General features: G+C 42.8%; 18 protein-coding genes. 3 read left to right on the top strand and 15 right to left on the bottom strand.

The genetic code is table 11. From position 1 onward, the window contains the following. Positions 1 to 10: 10 nt before the first annotated feature. The 4 genes from ADH49_RS09570 to cdaA all read right to left on the bottom strand — a co-directional run bounded on the left by ADH49_RS09570 (position 11) and on the right by cdaA (position 3,476). On the bottom strand, positions 11 to 142 hold the full coding sequence (locus tag ADH49_RS09570) for a DUF4044 domain-containing protein (protein WP_065426872.1): 132 nt from the start codon (positions 140 to 142) through the stop codon (positions 11 to 13). A 365-nt stretch (positions 143 to 507) separates the two neighbouring features. Beyond that, entirely contained in the window at positions 508 to 1,863 is a 1,356-nt protein-coding gene (gene glmM / locus ADH49_RS03030; RefSeq protein ID WP_048689352.1) for a phosphoglucosamine mutase, read from the bottom strand. A 27-nt stretch (positions 1,864 to 1,890) separates the two neighbouring features. Beyond that, a complete protein-coding gene (locus ADH49_RS03025; RefSeq protein ID WP_048689349.1) occupies positions 1,891 to 2,631 on the bottom strand; it encodes a CdaR family protein in 741 nt (246 codons plus the stop codon). Continuing rightward, positions 2,628 to 3,476 (bottom strand): diadenylate cyclase CdaA, encoded by an 849-nt coding sequence (gene cdaA, locus ADH49_RS03020; protein ID WP_048689347.1) that lies wholly within the window; start codon positions 3,474 to 3,476, stop codon positions 2,628 to 2,630. Before cdaA ends, ADH49_RS03025 begins: the two co-directional genes overlap by 4 nt. A 181-nt stretch (positions 3,477 to 3,657) precedes the next feature. Here cdaA and murT point away from each other — a divergent pair, with 181 nt between their 5' ends. From murT to ADH49_RS03005, 3 genes are read left to right on the top strand one after another with little or no spacing between them, the layout of a single operon-like run. Next, positions 3,658 to 4,998: a lipid II isoglutaminyl synthase subunit MurT gene (murT, locus tag ADH49_RS03015; protein ID WP_048689344.1), complete on the top strand. Its 1,341-nt coding sequence runs from the start codon at positions 3,658 to 3,660 to the stop codon at positions 4,996 to 4,998. After that, on the top strand, positions 4,998 to 5,786 hold the full coding sequence (gene gatD / locus ADH49_RS03010) for a lipid II isoglutaminyl synthase subunit GatD (RefSeq protein WP_048689341.1): 789 nt from the start codon (positions 4,998 to 5,000) through the stop codon (positions 5,784 to 5,786). Before murT ends, gatD begins: the two co-directional genes overlap by 1 nt. Before the next feature lie 9 nt (positions 5,787 to 5,795). Next, the gene (locus ADH49_RS03005; RefSeq protein ID WP_048689338.1) at positions 5,796 to 6,086 is read left to right on the top strand and encodes a LapA family protein; all 291 of its coding nucleotides are present in this window, start codon (positions 5,796 to 5,798) and stop codon (positions 6,084 to 6,086) included. Between the two features lie 32 nt (positions 6,087 to 6,118). Here the strand turns inward: ADH49_RS03005 and ADH49_RS03000 are convergent, their stop codons facing one another. From ADH49_RS03000 to murA, 11 genes are all read right to left on the bottom strand, one after another. Beyond that, entirely contained in the window at positions 6,119 to 7,297 is a 1,179-nt protein-coding gene (locus ADH49_RS03000; protein WP_048689336.1) for an MFS transporter, read from the bottom strand. Between the two features lie 109 nt (positions 7,298 to 7,406). Beyond that, on the bottom strand, positions 7,407 to 7,712 hold the full coding sequence (locus tag ADH49_RS10350; protein ID WP_239681811.1) for a hypothetical protein: 306 nt from the start codon (positions 7,710 to 7,712) through the stop codon (positions 7,407 to 7,409). A 107-nt stretch (positions 7,713 to 7,819) separates the two neighbouring features. Then, positions 7,820 to 8,584, bottom strand: coding sequence for an MFS transporter (locus tag ADH49_RS10345; protein WP_082161855.1), 765 nt, complete (start codon positions 8,582 to 8,584; stop codon positions 7,820 to 7,822). A 21-nt stretch (positions 8,585 to 8,605) separates the two neighbouring features. Beyond that, positions 8,606 to 9,481 (bottom strand): XRE/MutR family transcriptional regulator, encoded by an 876-nt coding sequence (locus ADH49_RS02990; protein WP_048689332.1) that lies wholly within the window; start codon positions 9,479 to 9,481, stop codon positions 8,606 to 8,608. A gap of 4 nt (positions 9,482 to 9,485) precedes the next feature. Then, positions 9,486 to 9,842 (bottom strand): hypothetical protein, encoded by a 357-nt coding sequence (locus ADH49_RS02985; RefSeq protein ID WP_048689327.1) that lies wholly within the window; start codon positions 9,840 to 9,842, stop codon positions 9,486 to 9,488. Between the two features lie 208 nt (positions 9,843 to 10,050). Beyond that, the gene (locus tag ADH49_RS02980) at positions 10,051 to 11,958 is read right to left on the bottom strand and encodes an ABC-F family ATP-binding cassette domain-containing protein (protein ID WP_048689324.1); all 1,908 of its coding nucleotides are present in this window, start codon (positions 11,956 to 11,958) and stop codon (positions 10,051 to 10,053) included. A gap of 82 nt (positions 11,959 to 12,040) precedes the next feature. After that, complete coding sequence (locus tag ADH49_RS02975) at positions 12,041 to 12,412, bottom strand: hypothetical protein (protein WP_048689318.1); 372 nt, start codon at positions 12,410 to 12,412, stop codon at positions 12,041 to 12,043. Between the two features lie 2 nt (positions 12,413 to 12,414). Further along, the gene (locus ADH49_RS02970; protein ID WP_048689315.1) at positions 12,415 to 13,134 is read right to left on the bottom strand and encodes a matrixin family metalloprotease; all 720 of its coding nucleotides are present in this window, start codon (positions 13,132 to 13,134) and stop codon (positions 12,415 to 12,417) included. Between the two features lie 166 nt (positions 13,135 to 13,300). Next, positions 13,301 to 14,113, bottom strand: coding sequence for a DNA/RNA non-specific endonuclease (locus tag ADH49_RS02965; RefSeq protein ID WP_172605111.1), 813 nt, complete (start codon positions 14,111 to 14,113; stop codon positions 13,301 to 13,303). Positions 14,114 to 14,217: 104 nt separating this feature from the next. Next, positions 14,218 to 14,406 carry a DNA-directed RNA polymerase subunit beta gene (locus tag ADH49_RS02960; RefSeq protein ID WP_048689312.1) on the bottom strand — a complete coding sequence of 63 codons (189 nt, stop codon included), beginning with the start codon at positions 14,404 to 14,406 and terminating at the stop codon, positions 14,218 to 14,220. Then, positions 14,396 to 15,679: a UDP-N-acetylglucosamine 1-carboxyvinyltransferase gene (gene murA, locus ADH49_RS02955; protein WP_048689310.1), complete on the bottom strand. Its 1,284-nt coding sequence runs from the start codon at positions 15,677 to 15,679 to the stop codon at positions 14,396 to 14,398. The genes ADH49_RS02960 and murA overlap by 11 nt, the downstream gene beginning before the upstream one ends. Positions 15,680 to 15,704 lie beyond the last annotated feature (25 nt).

Below are 15,704 nucleotides of genomic sequence, written 5' to 3'. Positions count from 1 at the left end.
TGGTAGTCCCTTAGTAGGATAGTGCACCCAAAGCTGCAGCAAAGATTGCTCCAACCGTTACAATCAACATAATTACAATGACCACCATGGTCAATTTTTCAAAGAAAGTTTTTTTGCGTTTTCCGTTGTCTCCAAAAGCCACGTTTTTTACCTCAATTACAATAAATTCATTAGCCCTATTTTACCACGAATAAGGGCATTTTTCAAACATCCACCTCTATACGAAAGAGGACTATTGGATGAAATATTTTTTTAAACATCCACACTTGTTCAAATCCCTTTTCATCTAACTAACAAAAAAGACTGGAAAATTCCAGCCTTTTAAAAACGATGATATTAAAGTTATTTCTTTAGGATAAGCCAAGATCAGGGTGTTTCCTGCTTGAATGGCTTGAACAAAAGTAATTGAAAAGAGAACTGTTGTCATGAGGGCTATGGGCCTCATCATTCAACGTATTTTTTCAGCCAACCTTTCAAACTCTATTTTAGAAAGTTTACTTATATTATTTAAACTTCAAGACCAATTTCATCTTTGACTACTGTAGCAATGGTATCCACATAGTAGTCTACTTCTTCATGGGTTGGTGCTTCTGCCATGACACGGAGAAGAGGTTCGGTACCACTTGGACGCACTAAGATGCGACCATTTCCAGCCATTTCAGCTTCCATCTTCTCAATAATCGCACGAATGGCAGGTACTTCCATAGCCTTGTCCTTCATGCTGTTTTCAACACGGATATTGACCAATTTTTGAGGATAGATGGTAACTTCTGATGCAAGGTCTGATAATGTACGACCAGTTTCTTGCATAATCTTGGTCAATTGAACGGCACTCATCTGACCATCTCCAGTGGTATTGTAGTCCATGACAATCACGTGACCAGACTGTTCACCACCTAGATTGTAACCAGACTTCCGCATCTCTTCCACCACATAGCGGTCTCCAACAGCAGTCACAACCTTGTTAATCCCCTTGGCATCCAAAGCCTTATGGAAACCTAGATTAGACATGACGGTCGTTACGATGGTGTTATCTTTTAAGAGGCCCTTATCAGAAAGATAAGTCCCAATGATGTACATGATTTTATCACCATCCACTAGGTCCCCATTTTCATCAACTGCAATCAAACGGTCACTATCACCATCAAAAGCCAAACCAATAGCCGCACCAGATTCTCGGACAGCCTCTTGCAAAGCCTCAGGATGGGTTGAACCTACTTGGTCATTGATATTGAGACCATTTGGGCTTTCGCCAATAACTGTCAAACGTGCTCCTAGGTCAGCAAAGACTTGACGGGCACTTGTAGATGCGGAACCATTCGCAGCATCAAGAGCTACGTGCATTCCTTCCAGCTGGGTTCCAGTTGAAACTAAGTATTCTTGATACTTACGAAGTCCTTCTGGATAATCCATCACGGTTCCAAGACCTTCCGCACTTGGACGAGGGAGAGTATCAGACTCCGCATCCAATAAGGCTTCTATCTCTAATTCACGGTCATCATCCAGTTTATAGCCGTCATTCCCAAAAAATTTGATTCCATTGTCTAGAGCTGGATTATGACTGGCAGAAATCATGACCCCAGCACTTGCCCCTTCAGAACGAACCAAATAAGCTACACCTGGTGTCGCGATGACACCGAGTTTATAAACTTTAATCCCTACAGATAGGAGACCTGCTACGAGAGCACTTTCTAACATTTCACCAGAAATACGTGTATCTCGTCCTACGAAAACAAGTGGAGTTTCTTTTTCATGTTGACTGAGGACATAACCTCCGTATCGACCGAGCTTAAAGGCCAACTCTGGCGTCAATTCGACGTTTGCTTCTCCACGGACTCCGTCCGTTCCAAAATATTTACCCATTATGATATTCCTTTCGATGAATCTATATTAATTGCTATTATGTGATGAAGAACTGGTCGATGAAGAGCTGGAACTTGTTTGTTTCAGCTCAACCTTCATGTAGAGTTCTGATGGAGAGATAATGACTGGTAAATCATTCCCTTCACTATCTACTGCCTTCATTGATACGGTTGCAGTGTAGGTATTGTTCAAGAGATCTCCTTCAGGGAAGATGGCTTCCACATGATCAATTTTAGCTAAAGTATCTTGGTCACTTGTCACAGATACTTCATCTTCAGAGAAAGTAACATGTGAGAGACTCCACCCTGGAGCAATCTGTTTATCAGGTATAGTGACGGAAACATCAAACTTTTTCGTCATCTTCTTACCAATTTTTGCAGTTACCCTCTGAGGCTCGATGGTTGCTGTTAAACCAGAAGGTAAGCCTTCAATATTTAATGTGATTTCATGCTGGCCTTCTTTCAGATCACTTAAATCAGCAACCACTTTAAATTTACGAGTACTAGCCTGCATCTCTGATGCTAAGGCAACACGGTTAGATCCTTTCAGAAAGACTGTCACTTCTGAACTAATCCCACTGACAAAATATTTACTATCGTTGTATTTTACATCAATCGGAATATTGGTAAGAGTATTGGTGTAAGTTTCAGAACTCACTTGACGGGCACTACTGTTATTCTGGAAATTAACAGAGGTTGCATTGATGAATAAGAGACTTGAGAAAAAGACGGAGGTCACGATATAGACAATTTTTCTTTTTGGAATCATTTGATACGTCCTCCAAAAATTCTTGATTTCAAATCTTTTTTTCCTTGATCTTCTGGAATAATGAAAGAACGCAACTCTTGTTCGAATTCTTCGATACTGAGGTCGTGTCTAAAACTTCCATTTCTCGTTATAGAGATACCACCTGTTTCTTCCGAAATAACAAAGGTGAAGGCATCACTTACCTCGGATAAGCCGATGGCTGCCCGGTGCCGTGTACCGAACTCTTTTGAAATCCCAGTACTTTCTGTTAAGGGGAGATAGGCACAAGATACAGCAATTTTATCATTGGTGACAATCACTGCCCCATCGTGAAGCGGGGTGTTGGGGATAAAAATATTAATCAGAAGTTCACCCGAAACATCTGCATCAAGGGGAATACCAGTAGAAATATATTCTTGAAGGGTTCTACTTCCTTGAATCGCAACCAAGGCACCAATCTTCCGAGGGCTCATATAAGCAACCGCTTTTACATAAGATTGAACCAATTTTTCTTCAGTACTAATTTGATTGGTTGAGAAAAATTCAGTGGCTCGACCTAATCGTTCTAATCCCGTCCGAATTTCCGGAGAGAAAATCACTACCGCAGCAATGACCCCGTATGTGATGATTTGGTTAATCAACCAAGAAATGGTCGTCAAGCCAATCATATTGGCAACTAACTCAAATAAGAAAAAGGTCAAAACACCACGCACCAAAATCATAATTTTAGTGCCGACAATGGCTTTGATAAAATAATACAGTAACCAAGCCACTAGGGCAATGTCAATAAGGTTGACAACCACACTCCAGGGAGTGGGAAATAAACTAGCCCAATACTGGGGATTTGACAGTTGTTGGATGTTCACAATCTCATACCTACCACTTCTCTTCTAGGCTTTTCGCGCGACTAACCATTGTAGATACTTACTGGCAACAGCAGAGCTTCTAGAAAATGGATAGCGCGTTCAAACCACTCCACATCATTATATCATGTTTCAACAGATTTTTCTGTAACCTTCTGTTGCTTTTTGTGATAAAATATGAATTATGAAGATTAAGACTAGTATGGGGCTTATCGCCGGAAAAATGAGCAGTCACCTCTTGCGTATGCTTGGACGTGGCTCTACCCTTCCCGGAAAAATCGCCCTTCAAATTGATAAAGACATTTTACAACATCTGGGCCAGAACTACGAAATTGTGGTTATCACTGGTACGAATGGGAAAACACTAACAACAGCTCTCACTGTTGGGATTCTTCAGGAGGCTTTCGGACCTATCGTGACCAATCCTAGTGGTGCCAATATGATTTCAGGGATTACGACTACTTTCTTGAACGCAAAAGGTTCTTCTGGTCGTCCGATCGCTGTTCTTGAAATTGATGAAGCCAGTCTGTCTCGGATTTGTGACTACATCACACCGACCTTGTTTGTGATCACCAATATCTTCCGCGATCAAATGGACCGCTACGGAGAAATCTACACAACTTATCGGATGATTTTAGATGGGATTAAAAAAGCGCCTCAAGCAACTGTTTTGATGAATGGGGATAGTCCTCTTTTCCATACCCTTCCCCTACCAAATCCCGTTCAATATTTTGGCTTTGAGACGGAAAAAACTGCTCCACAGCTAGCTCATTACAATACAGAAGGTATCGTCTGCCCAGAATGTCATAGAATCTTGACCTACCACTTGAATACCTATGCCAATCTGGGAGATTACATTTGTGAAAGCTGTGGCTTCCACCGTCCTCCTTTAACAGTCGCTGTCGATGAATTGACCGAGCTGACCAATACTTCTTCTCACTTTAAGATCAACGGTACAAACTACCACATTAATATTGGGGGCCTATACAATATTTACAACGCCCTTGCTGCAGTTGCGGTGGCCCATTATTTTGATGTAAGCCCAGACGTCATTAAGCGTGGTTTCGATAAGAGTAAGGCTGTCTTTGGTCGTCAGGAAACCTTTAAGATTGGGGATAAAGAATGTACCCTAATCCTGATCAAAAACCCGGTTGGAGCTACTCAGGCTATTGAAATGATCAAACTAGCGCCGTATCCCTTCAGTTTGTCCGTTCTTCTCAACGCCAACTATGCAGATGGGATTGATACCAGCTGGATCTGGGATGCCGACTTTGAGCAAATCACCCAGATGGACATTCCAGAAATCAACGCCGGTGGGGTACGCCACTCAGAAATTGCTCGACGACTTCGGGTTACAGGCTATCCGTCTGACCAGATTACTGAAAATGCAAAATTAGAGGATGTCTTTACCCAGATTAAAGGACAGGCTACTCCTCACGCCTATATTTTAGCCACCTATACGGCCATGCTAGAATTCCGTGAATTGCTAGCTCAAGAACACCTGATTGAAAAGGAGATGAATTAATGACGTATACTTCACTACAATCCCCTGATCAGGAAAACTACCAATATGAATTGAGAATTGCCCATCTTTATGGGAATCTGATGAATACTTATGGGGACAATGGAAATATCCTCATGCTCAAGTACGTTGCGGAGAAACTTGGTGCTCATGTCACTGTGGATATCGTTTCTCTCAAAGACCGCTTTGATCCAGAAGTCTACGATATTGCCTTTTTCGGTGGAGGCCAAGACTACGAACAGACCATTGTATCAGAAGATCTACCAGATAAAAAAGAAGACATCGAACGCTTCATTCATAACGATGGGGTGGTCCTTGCTATCTGTGGTGGATTTCAGCTTCTAGGCCAGTACTATATTGAAGCTTCTGGTAAACGCATTGAGGGACTTGGTATTATGGGGCACTATACCCTCAACCAAGTCAACAATCGCTATATTGGAGACATCAAGATCCATAATGAAGAGTTCAATGAAACCTACTATGGTTTTGAGAACCACCAAGGTCGGACCTTCTTGGCAGAGGATGAAAAACCGCTGGGCAAGGTCGTCTACGGAAATGGGAACAATAAAGAAGATGGTTGCGAAGGCGTTCATTACAAAAACGTCTTTGGTAGCTACTTCCACGGCCCTATCTTGTCTCGCAACGCCAATTTGGCCTATCGCTTGGTGACAACAGCTCTAAAGAAAAAATATGGACAAGACATCGTCTTAGCGACTTACAATGATATCTTAAGCCTTGAAAAAGCAGAAGAATACGCTGATGTGAAAAGCAAAGCTGAAATAGAAGAATAGGGAGACAAAATGAATAAACGAAAACTACAATATGTTGCACTACTGATTGCAGTCTTGCTTATTGCGATTATTTCCTTGGCCAATATGCAAACGGTGACTGTAAACTTTTTGCTGGTCCAATTTAAACTCCCGCTCATCATTTTGATTCTGGTTTGTGTCCTTCTTGGTTCGCTGGTGACTTTCTTAGTCAGCCTTCCAAAAAATTTCTCATTAAAACATGAGTTAAAAACTGCGAAAAAACAACTAGGACAAAAGATGTCAGGTGATAAAGAAGAAAAAATCAAACAAATCGAAAACTAAAAAGCACCAATCGGTGCTTTTTTCATGTTGTTCTAATGATTTTTTGCTTGTAGGTGCTTGGCGACTACTTGAGCTAAGAGTGAAAAGAGAATAACGCCAGCTCCAATCAGGAGAAAGGATTCTACTCGGACACTTGGTAACCAGGTCATCAAGCCTTTTGCGATGGGCATAAAGAGAATGGCTAGGGTAAAAATCGTGCTTAAGACCCTGCCCAGATAGTCTCCTTCCACCTTTGTTTGCACTTGGGTAAAAAAGTGGATATTAAAAATCGTCATAAAGAGTTCACAGACTAAATTTCCAGAAAAGGAAAGAAGGTGAGGAAGAGGCAAGCCCATCATGAACACTCCCACTCCTGTTAAAATCAATAAGAAGAGAAGCATCTCCATACTTGATTTAAATTTATTAGCGATCAAGGCTCCGATGATGGAACCAATAGCTCCCAACGTTAAGATGGTCGCATAAGCACCCTTGACTCCGTAGAGTCGATTGGAAAATGGAAGTAAAAACTCAAAAGCTGCAAAGAAGAAATTGACACTAGAAGCCACCAAGAGGAGAAAGAGAATTTCTTTCTGATGCCAGATATAGTGCAATCCATCCTTGATATCCGAAAAAATATCTTTTCCTGTGAACCGTTTCTTTTCTTGAACTTTGGCTTCTTCTTTCGGAAGGAATGCCACTAGGACAAAGGCGATGAAAAAGGTCAGCGCATCCAGTAAGAGAGTCGCGTGGAGACTGGCAAATTGTAGAACAAGGAAAGAAAACAAAGGTGAACTAACACCGACAACCTGTAAGACCAACTCCAAGCGTGCATTATAGGTCACAATCTCATCCTTCTCTACGACTTCAGTGATAATGGCTTTGTTGGCCGTACGAGAAAATGCAAAGGCAATGGCCTGGACAATATTGGCAACAATCAAGGCTGCAATCATCCAACGATCGTTCCTGATAAAGGAAATCGCTAAACAAAGGAGACCACAAACCAAGTCGGTTGTCATCAAAATCTTGCGACGGGAAAAACGGTCTGAGATCACGCCACCAAAGGGATTGACTAAAATAGAGGTGACGAGTTCAGAAATCTGATAAATCCCCAACACTGTCTTTCCTATAGTCCCCATTGAGGCCAGCCAGACACTGTTCCCATAATCATAGAGCATATTTCCCATTCTATTGATCGCCCCACGAGCAATTAATTGGACTGCATGTCGATTCATAAAAAAACCTCCTTCATTTTCTGAAACTATTGTATCAGTTCATGAAAGAGGTTTTCATTTTATCCCCTATTTGGGAAAATTAGTGTTTTACGAATTTATCAAAGGATCCCTACTGTTCTTTTGATTGAAGCTGCTTAGCTACTAGTTGAGCCAAGAGTGAAAAGAGAATAACTCCAGCTCCAATCAGGAGAAAGGATTCTACTCGGACACTTGGCAACCAAGTCATCAAACCTTTGGCGATGGGCATAAAGAGAACAGCCAAAGTATAAATCGTACTCAAGACTCTCCCCAGATAATCATCTTCCACCTTGGTTTGCACTTGAGTAAAAATGTGGATGTCGAAAATGGTCACAAAAAATTCACAGACCAGATTTCCCGAAAAGGAAAGATAAGTCGGAAGAGGCAAGCCCATCATGAACACTCCTACACCTGCCATGATCAGTAAAAACAGGAGAATTTTCATACTTGATGTAATTTTATTGGCAACAAGTGCTCCTAGAATAGATCCAATAGCTCCCAATGTTAAGATGGTCGCATAAGCCCCCTTGCCCCCGTAGAGTCTATTGGAAAATGGAAGTAAAAACTCAAAAGCCGCAAAAAAGAAATTAACGCCGGAAGCCACCAACAAGAGAAAGAAATGTCTTTCTGATGCCAGATATAGTTTAGTCCATCTTTCATATCCGAAAAAATATCTTTCCCGGTAAACTGTTTCCTCTCTTGAACCTTAGCTTCTTCTTTCGGAAGGAAAGCCACTAGGACAAAGGCAATGAAAAAGGTCAGCGCATCTAGTAAGAGGGTCGCATGGAGACTGGCAAATTGTAGAACTAGGAAAGAAAACACGGGAGAACTGACACTAACAACTTGTAAGACCAGCTCCAAGTGCGCATTATAGGTTACAATCTCTTCTTTCTCCACAACTTCTGTAATAATGGCTTTATTGGCAGGTCGAGAAAAACCAAAGGCAATGGCCTGAACAATATTAGCAACAATCAAAGCCGCAATCATCCAACGATCATTTCTGATAAAAGAAATCGCCAAACACAGGAGACCACACACCAAGTCGGTCGTCATCAAAATCTTGCGACGGGAAAAACGGTCTGAGATCACGCCTCCAAATGGATTCACGAGAATCCCTGTCACTAACTCAGAAATCTGATAGATCCCTAATACCGTCTTTCCTATAGTCCCCATCGAGGCCAGCCAGACACTATTCCCATAATCATAGAGCATATTTCCAATTTTGGTAATCGCTCCACGACTAATTAATTGGACCGCATGTCGGTTCATAAAATCTCCTTTATCTCTCTCCTATTTAGAACATTCATCTATTACAAATTTATCAAAGTGTTCTTGATAGTAAGCTACCTGCTCTGGAAGACCTAGCACATCAAAAATATGCATAGCCTCTTGCATTTGCTGACTCCCTTCTTTCTCTAGCCCCTTCTGATAGAGAGCAAATCCCTTGAGGTAATGAAAGACATTGCGCTCGTAGAGTTTGATACTCTTGCCGATAATCTTTTCCACATTGGCCTCAAAATAACTAGCACTTTCAAAAGAACGGTGTTCTAAACAATGCTGGTAACAATTGAGGGCTAGAATCAAGACTAGTTTTCGATGGCGACCAATTTCCTTGTAGAAATCTTCACGCTCCATCACTTCTCTCCCAAGCCGTGTGACATAGTCCACATCATAAAAGCTGTAGAGATTGCCAAAGAGGATCAATTCATACATGGTCCACTCTTCTGTCTGAAAGAGATAGTCCGCCACCTTGTCCAGATCACTCTGCTTCATGGTGTAGCTGACATCTCTCTGGCAAATCAGCCCTTGTAACAAGATCCAGTTCAATTCAAAATATAGGGGATTGATCGAACCTTTAGCCTTTTCAAGTTGTTCTCCTTGAAGCCTTTGAAAACCAGCAATATCATTTGCATAGTAAAGCGGAATAATCTGAGCCATCAAGGCGACATGCTCATGGTGTTGAAAATTCCTAGCCTTATCCATAAAATTCTCAATCGTCACATGGATATTGTCTAATATTTCAAAGAAGCGCGACGCAGTCAGATCCGACTCCCCCAATTCAAAACGGGATAATTGAGAGGTCGAGCAGGCTTCTCCTGCAGCTTCTTTCAATGAATAATTTTTACTGATTCGAAATTCACGAAAAACTTTGCCTAAATCTTCCATTTGATTACCACTTAAATTCCTTTAAGTACCTTTCTAACTCTTGCAAGTATCCTTCGTAGAATCCATGTTCTTCTTTAACGGAAACATCTAATTGTCTTAAGTAAGAAATCAGCCAATCAACCAATAGATCATACTGATGAAGAGGTAGGCGTTTCATCTGCTCTTCAACAAAAGAAATGGCCTCTGCAAAGCGTTGCTCTTCTAAAACTTGCTGAAGATAGTGATTCCCGTTGATGAGTTTTCCTTCCTCATCCTCGTACTGCCCCAAATCTAAATTCTGAATCTGTAGGCGCAAAGTTGTACCAATTATATCGGCTACACCTTTAATCTGCTTCATAAACCAATCATTTTCAGTCGTCATAATGTTCTCCTTAGGCAAATTAGAAAACTACACTTTCTCCGCTAATTCTTCCCATTCTAGCATGGCTTCTTCTTAGGTGGCAGTCAGCTGGTCCAATTGCTACTGGCTCTCAATGAGTTCGCCGGTTTCATTGGTGGCCTGCAGCTTCTTTCAATGAATAATTTTTACTGATTCGAAATTCACGAAAAACTTTTCCAAGATCTTCTATCTATTCCACCTGCTCTGACAGTTCTGCCCATTCTTCCATGACCGCTTCCTGCTGGACAGTTAATTGGTCCAGGTCACTCTGGAGTTGTACCAAGTCTTCTGCATCATTGGTGCTATGCATGGTTTCGGTGATGGCTTGGATTTTTTGATCAATCTCTTCCATCTCCGCTTCCAATTGCTCAATGCGACGGGTGATTTTCCGGAGTTCCTTCTGATTTTGCTTTTGCAGGTGATAGTCATTGCTGGTGACTTCCTCCGTAGAAGAAACAGGCATAGCTTCTACTTGCGCTGCAGCAAGGGCCTCTAACTCTGCTTTTTTCTCCAGATAATAATCATAGTCTCCCAAATAAAGGGTCGAGCCCTCTTCTGAGAGTTCCAAGACTTGTGTAGCCACCCGATTGATAAAGTAACGGTCGTGGCTGACAAAGAGCAAGGTCCCGTCAAAATCAATCAAGGCATTTTCCAGCACTTCCTTGCTATCGATATCCAAGTGGTTGGTCGGCTCATCGAGAATCAAGAAATTGTTATTCTCCATGGACAGCTTAGCTAGAAGCAAGCGGGCCCGCTCTCCACCCGACAGCATGCCGACGGTTTTCTTGACATCGTCCCCTGAGAAAAGGAAGGCTCCTAGGCGATTGCGAATTTCTACTTCTGGTGTCAGTTTAAAGTCATTCCAGATCTCATCCAAGACACTATTGTGAGGGGTTAGTTTACTTTGGGTCTGGTCATAGTAGCCCACCTCGACATTGGCCCCAAAACGAGCTTCCCCCTTGATGAAAGGAATCTGCCCGACAATAGACTTGATAAGAGTAGATTTCCCGATCCCATTTGGTCCTACAATAGCGACCGCATTCATCTTACGGATATCCAGATTGATCGGCTCGGACAGGATTTGATCATCATAGCCGACAGCTGCCTCTTCTACTGTCAAAACGACATTGCCAGAGGCCTTATCAGAATGGAAGGTCATATGGGCAGACTTGGTCCCAGCTTCGGGCTTGTCTAGGCGCTCCATTTTTTCCAATTGCTTGCGACGAGACTGGGCCCGTTTGGTGGTCGACGCCCGCACCAAATTGCGATTAACAAAGTCTTCCAGCGCCGCAATTTCTTTTTGTTGCTTCTCGTAGTTCTTGGCTTCGGTCAACAATTTTTGCTCTTTTTGCTCGACAAAGCTAGAGTAATTGCCGACATAGCGGTCCAAAGAATGCTTGGTCAAATCCAAAGTAATGGTTGCGACCTTATCTAGGAAATAGCGGTCGTGACTGACAATGAGAAGGGCCCCACTATAATTGACCAGGTAGTTTTCCAACCAGGCAATGGTCTCAATATCCAAGTGGTTGGTCGGCTCGTCCAGTACCAAAAGATTTGGTTTTTCCAAGAGCATCTTGGCCAGAGCCAGACGGGTATTTTGCCCACCAGACAGCTCTTCAATCTTCATCTGCCACATGGACTCATCAAACTTAAAGCCGTTGAGAATGGCGCGAATATCAGCTTCATAGGTGAAGCCACCTGCCTGACGGAATTCTTCCGAGAGACGGTCATAGTCCTGCATGAGTTTTTCTAAGTCAGCCCCAGTTTTTTCCCCCATCGCAAGCTCCATCTGCCGCAAGGTTTTCTCGGTCTTTCTGAGATCGTCAAAGACATGGAGCATCTCATCGTAGATAGTATTGGACGACTCAAATCGACTATCCTGGGCTAAATAAGAGAGAGAAAGGTCCCGCTTTTTATTGATTTCCCCAGAAGTCGGCTCTTCTTCTCCCACCAAGATTTTTAAGAGCGTAGACTTGCCGGCTCCGTTCTTTCCGACCAGGGCAATCCGGTCCCGTTCATCCACTTGCAGGCTGATATTATCAAAAAGAACCTCCCCTGCAAAAGAGCGTTCAATTTTGTTGGCTTGTAAAATAATCATAGTTTCATTTTACCTTACTTTTGACAAATTGACAATTGAAGAAAAGGCCAAACGCTAGATGCGCTTGACCTTTCCTCACTTTTTAGATTGTTGAAATATTGGAAGCCATTTGGCTGTACTGATAGGCGAGGAAAAGCCCAATGCCAATCACCAGCAAAAGCAAGCTCCATTTGATGACTCCCTTTACAAAGCGAATCACAAGCAGGATCATCATGGAGCCAATCAGCCAAGTGATGACCGAATGCGAGAAGAAAGCTTGGACGGCTTCCTTATTGTCTCCGAAAAATTGACGGACTCCCTCAGGAGCATAGTTTTCCCAAGCCTGTTGAATGCCTAATTCATGGGAGATTGCTAGCCCTTTTTGGGATAGCCATAGAAAGATTCCAGAGTTAAACACAAAGAGTGCCACTTGTTCTGGAAAGGTTCGAATAACATACAGTATGCGTTTGATTATTCTTACTCCTTGTATAGTTGACGAACAGCCTCAATATCCCTTGCTTGAATGCTATAAAAGGAACCGGCTGCCTGCATAACGGACTCTTCCTCAGTATGGTCCAAACCGATCGCATGGCCTAGTTCATGCTCAGCTGTATTTACAATTCGCTGATGGGAATAATTGTACTGCTTATTTAATAGATAATAGCTATTCAAACGAACGGTCACCCGTTTGAAACGATTGGTTAAGACATTGGTCTGGGATTCGGCCTCACCCGCTGCAGAAACCGTGCTATCATCCATCTCCGTTAAGATAATATCAGCCTCTTCTTCACTGGTGACAAGTTGGAAAGTGAAGGCCCCTGTCTGATTCCAAGAATCAAGAGCTTCCTCATAGGCACGGGTAAAGGTATCATCCATCGTAGGATCTAGATAAACTTTTGCACTTGTCTGATCCCACCTTGCTCCTGTTGAGGTATGGCCATCTGTTGCTAAGTCCTCTTGAGCAGATGGACTTCCCTGACCCCGTAGAGGACCATCTCGATGAAAGTAAGCATCTACCTGAGTAACAACCGTTTGGGCTGCGCGACTGACCCCATCTATTCCGCTACCGGTTTTGCCACTAAAGAATAAAGCAGCAACCAGCAAAGCAAAACTAAGGGCGAGAGTCCAAAACAAGCCCCAAACAAGACTCCAAATAACCCGTATTAGAAAACGAATCATGGCTATAATGGTTCTCACAAGTTCCTCCTTTCCTTAGGAAGACCTTTGTTTAGGTCTAGAAGAGGTTATTTTACCTCAGTTTTCTTAAAATAAGCTAAAGGGTGACGTCATGAAAGGAAAAAGATCCAGTTGACAGCAAAGCCAACCGAATCCTTTTCATCCTGCTTCTTCTTTTATACGCAGCTTAGCGATGCACTGTTACTTTTCCAGTACGATAATCCAAACTAATCCCACTCTGGACATTTGGAACAAAAACGTTAAACTCTAGACTGCCATCACTCGATTTTGCTTCAATTTGACTGCCAACTGGTACCAAATCTTCATCTGAAGCATAGTTGAGAGTCACCCGATAACGGACCCGCTTATTTTTATCTAAGGCCTTCCGAACAAGGGTTTCATAGTAATTTTGTCCCGTTGAAAAACTATCACGCGCTTGATTGGCCCAAGCTGTTTGAACCGCAATATTTTTAGGATTCGTCATCGAGGCATCAAACCCATCTAAGTTGCCAATCAAGGCATAGCCGAGAAGATGGCCCCGATCAACTGCATGGTCATATTCTCCAGCTAAATTGGTTACTTGGTGCCAGCCAGCGGGGGCCCAATCTACATCCGTCTGTTCTCTCTTTTGGTATTGACGAGTCGCCTTGGTCATCAAAGCGTTGGCAACTGTTGGAATCTCTCGCCCTTTTACAGTCTTTGTCTTGGTATCTGCATAAGGGAGACTAGCAACATCAGCATCCAGATTGGTTTTATTTTGATTAATGATAAAAGCGCCCGCTTCGTTCCATTGAATGTTCTTTCCTAGTTTAGCTCGAACACTATCTGTCAGAACACTCTCCGCTAGTTCCTTACTCGGTGTTGCTTCTTGACTCGAAGTCACAACCGTTTGAACCTGAGAGTGACTTGCGACTGGCTGGGGTTGACTAAAGTAATAGCCACCGATGGAGAGGGCCGCTGCCACCACCAAGCCAAGTAGAGTTTGTCCTGATTTTTTCATTTTAAGTGGTTTCTTTTGATTGTTTGCCACACTGGTTTCCTCTGTTTCTACTGAATGGAAAGAGCCTGGGATCACGATCTCAAGCTCCTCTTTTTGATAAATAGTTACTTACCTGAAAATTTCTGAATGATTTCCTTCCAGGTATCTGGCGAGAGAATGGACCAAGGATCCTTTCCATTGCCAATGACACCATATCCAATGACCAAGCCAAGGGCGAAAACAATCGCTAAGATAGTAAGAACCAATAGAACGATCCCCAATTGTTTTCCGATTGCTTTTAATTTAGTTTTCATCATCATCTTCCTTCACACGACGTACATCTGCTCCAAGAGCCACCAATTTCTCATGGAATTTAAAATATCCACGGTCGAGGTGGGTTAACTTGCTCACTTTGGTTTCTCCCTCAGCCACAAGCCCCATTAAAATCAAGGTCGCACTAGCACGCAAGTCTGTCGACATTACTTCAGCCCCTTGTAAGCTAGCTCCACCTTGGATACGGGCTGTATCTCTCATAATATCTGAGTGTAAGCCCATCCGACGCATTTCTTCCAAGTGTTGGAAACGATTTTCAAATACCGTTTCAATCATGGTCGATTCACCAGAAGCCATGGCCATCAAAGCAGTAAATTGGGCTTGCATATCTGTAGGGAAGCCTGGATAAGGTAAGGTTTTCACCGTCACTGGCTTCAATTTAGAAACATCTGAGCGAATGCGAATGCCATTCTCTTCTTCCGTTACCTCAACGCCCATTTCTTGCATCTTAGAAAGAAGAGGGCGGTTGTGTTCCCAAATAGCATCCTCGATTAAAACGTCTCCACCTGTCATGGCTGCACCAACCATGAAGGTTCCTGCCTCAATTCGGTCTTGAACGACATTGTGAACTGCTCCATGCAAACGATCCACTCCAACAATTGTCAAGGTTTCTGTACCTGCTCCACGTACCTTAGCACCCATCTTATTCAACAGAGAGGCCAAGTCCACGATCTCAGGTTCGCGAGCTGCATTCTCGATAACCGTCGTTCCATCTGCCAAGGTTGCTGCCATCATGATATTTTGGGTGGCACCTACGGATGGGAAATCCATGTAGATATGAGCTCCTCGAAGACGATCTGCTTTTGCTTCAATGTAACCAGCCGTTTGGGTGATTTTCGCTCCCATGGCTTCCAGACCTTTAAGGTGGAGATCAATCGGACGACTTCCAATGGTACAGCCACCCGGCATGGAAACTTTAGCATGACCATTTCGAGCCAAGACAGGACCTAGAACGACGATCGAAGCTCGCATCTTGCTGACATATTTGTAAGGCGCTTCTTCTGTTAATGGTTGCGACGCATCAACGACTACTGTATTGGTTTCTTCATCAAACGTAACTTGTGTGTTCAAGCCACGAACGACATTGTTCATTGTAAAGACATCAGATAAAACAGGAACATTGGTCAAAGTTGTTGTTCCTTCACTGGCCAAAACAGTTGCTGCTAAAAGAGGAAGAACTGCATTCTTTGCTCCTTCGATTTTCACAGTTCCAACTAGGCGATTTTGACCACCATTTACAATAATTTTGTCCATACTCGTTATTACTCCATTTCATTCA

Source organism: Streptococcus sp. 400_SSPC, assembly GCF_001072745.1.
GTDB classification, from domain to species: Bacteria; Bacillota; Bacilli; order Lactobacillales; family Streptococcaceae; genus Streptococcus; species Streptococcus xiaochunlingii.
The sequence above is the reverse complement of the archived record's forward strand: the minus strand, read 5'-3'. Positions and strand labels throughout refer to the sequence as shown.

Bases quoted from the DNA above. Each gene is read 5' to 3' on its own strand.
- ADH49_RS03000 (WP_048689336.1), bottom strand. From the start codon at position 7,297: ATGAATCGACATGCAGTCCAATTAATTGCTCGTGGGGCGATCAATAGA.
- murT (WP_048689344.1), top strand. From the start codon at position 3,658: ATGAAGATTAAGACTAGTATGGGGCTTATCGCCGGAAAAATGAGCAGT.
- glmM (WP_048689352.1), bottom strand. From the start codon at position 1,863: ATGGGTAAATATTTTGGAACGGACGGAGTCCGTGGAGAAGCAAACGTC.
- ADH49_RS10350 (WP_239681811.1), bottom strand. From the start codon at position 7,712: ATGATGGGCTTGCCTCTTCCGACTTATCTTTCCTTTTCGGGAAATCTG.
- gatD (WP_048689341.1), top strand. From the start codon at position 4,998: ATGACGTATACTTCACTACAATCCCCTGATCAGGAAAACTACCAATAT.
- ADH49_RS03025 (WP_048689349.1), bottom strand. From the start codon at position 2,631: ATGATTCCAAAAAGAAAAATTGTCTATATCGTGACCTCCGTCTTTTTC.
- ADH49_RS02985 (WP_048689327.1), bottom strand. From the start codon at position 9,842: ATGACGACTGAAAATGATTGGTTTATGAAGCAGATTAAAGGTGTAGCC.
- ADH49_RS10345 (WP_082161855.1), bottom strand. From the start codon at position 8,584: ATGAACCGACATGCGGTCCAATTAATTAGTCGTGGAGCGATTACCAAA.
- ADH49_RS02965 (WP_172605111.1), bottom strand. From the start codon at position 14,113: ATGAAAAAATCAGGACAAACTCTACTTGGCTTGGTGGTGGCAGCGGCC.
- murA (WP_048689310.1), bottom strand. From the start codon at position 15,679: ATGGACAAAATTATTGTAAATGGTGGTCAAAATCGCCTAGTTGGAACT.
- ADH49_RS02990 (WP_048689332.1), bottom strand. From the start codon at position 9,481: ATGGAAGATTTAGGCAAAGTTTTTCGTGAATTTCGAATCAGTAAAAAT.
- ADH49_RS02980 (WP_048689324.1), bottom strand. From the start codon at position 11,958: ATGATTATTTTACAAGCCAACAAAATTGAACGCTCTTTTGCAGGGGAG.
- ADH49_RS03005 (WP_048689338.1), top strand. From the start codon at position 5,796: ATGAATAAACGAAAACTACAATATGTTGCACTACTGATTGCAGTCTTG.
- ADH49_RS02960 (WP_048689312.1), bottom strand. From the start codon at position 14,406: ATGAAAACTAAATTAAAAGCAATCGGAAAACAATTGGGGATCGTTCTA.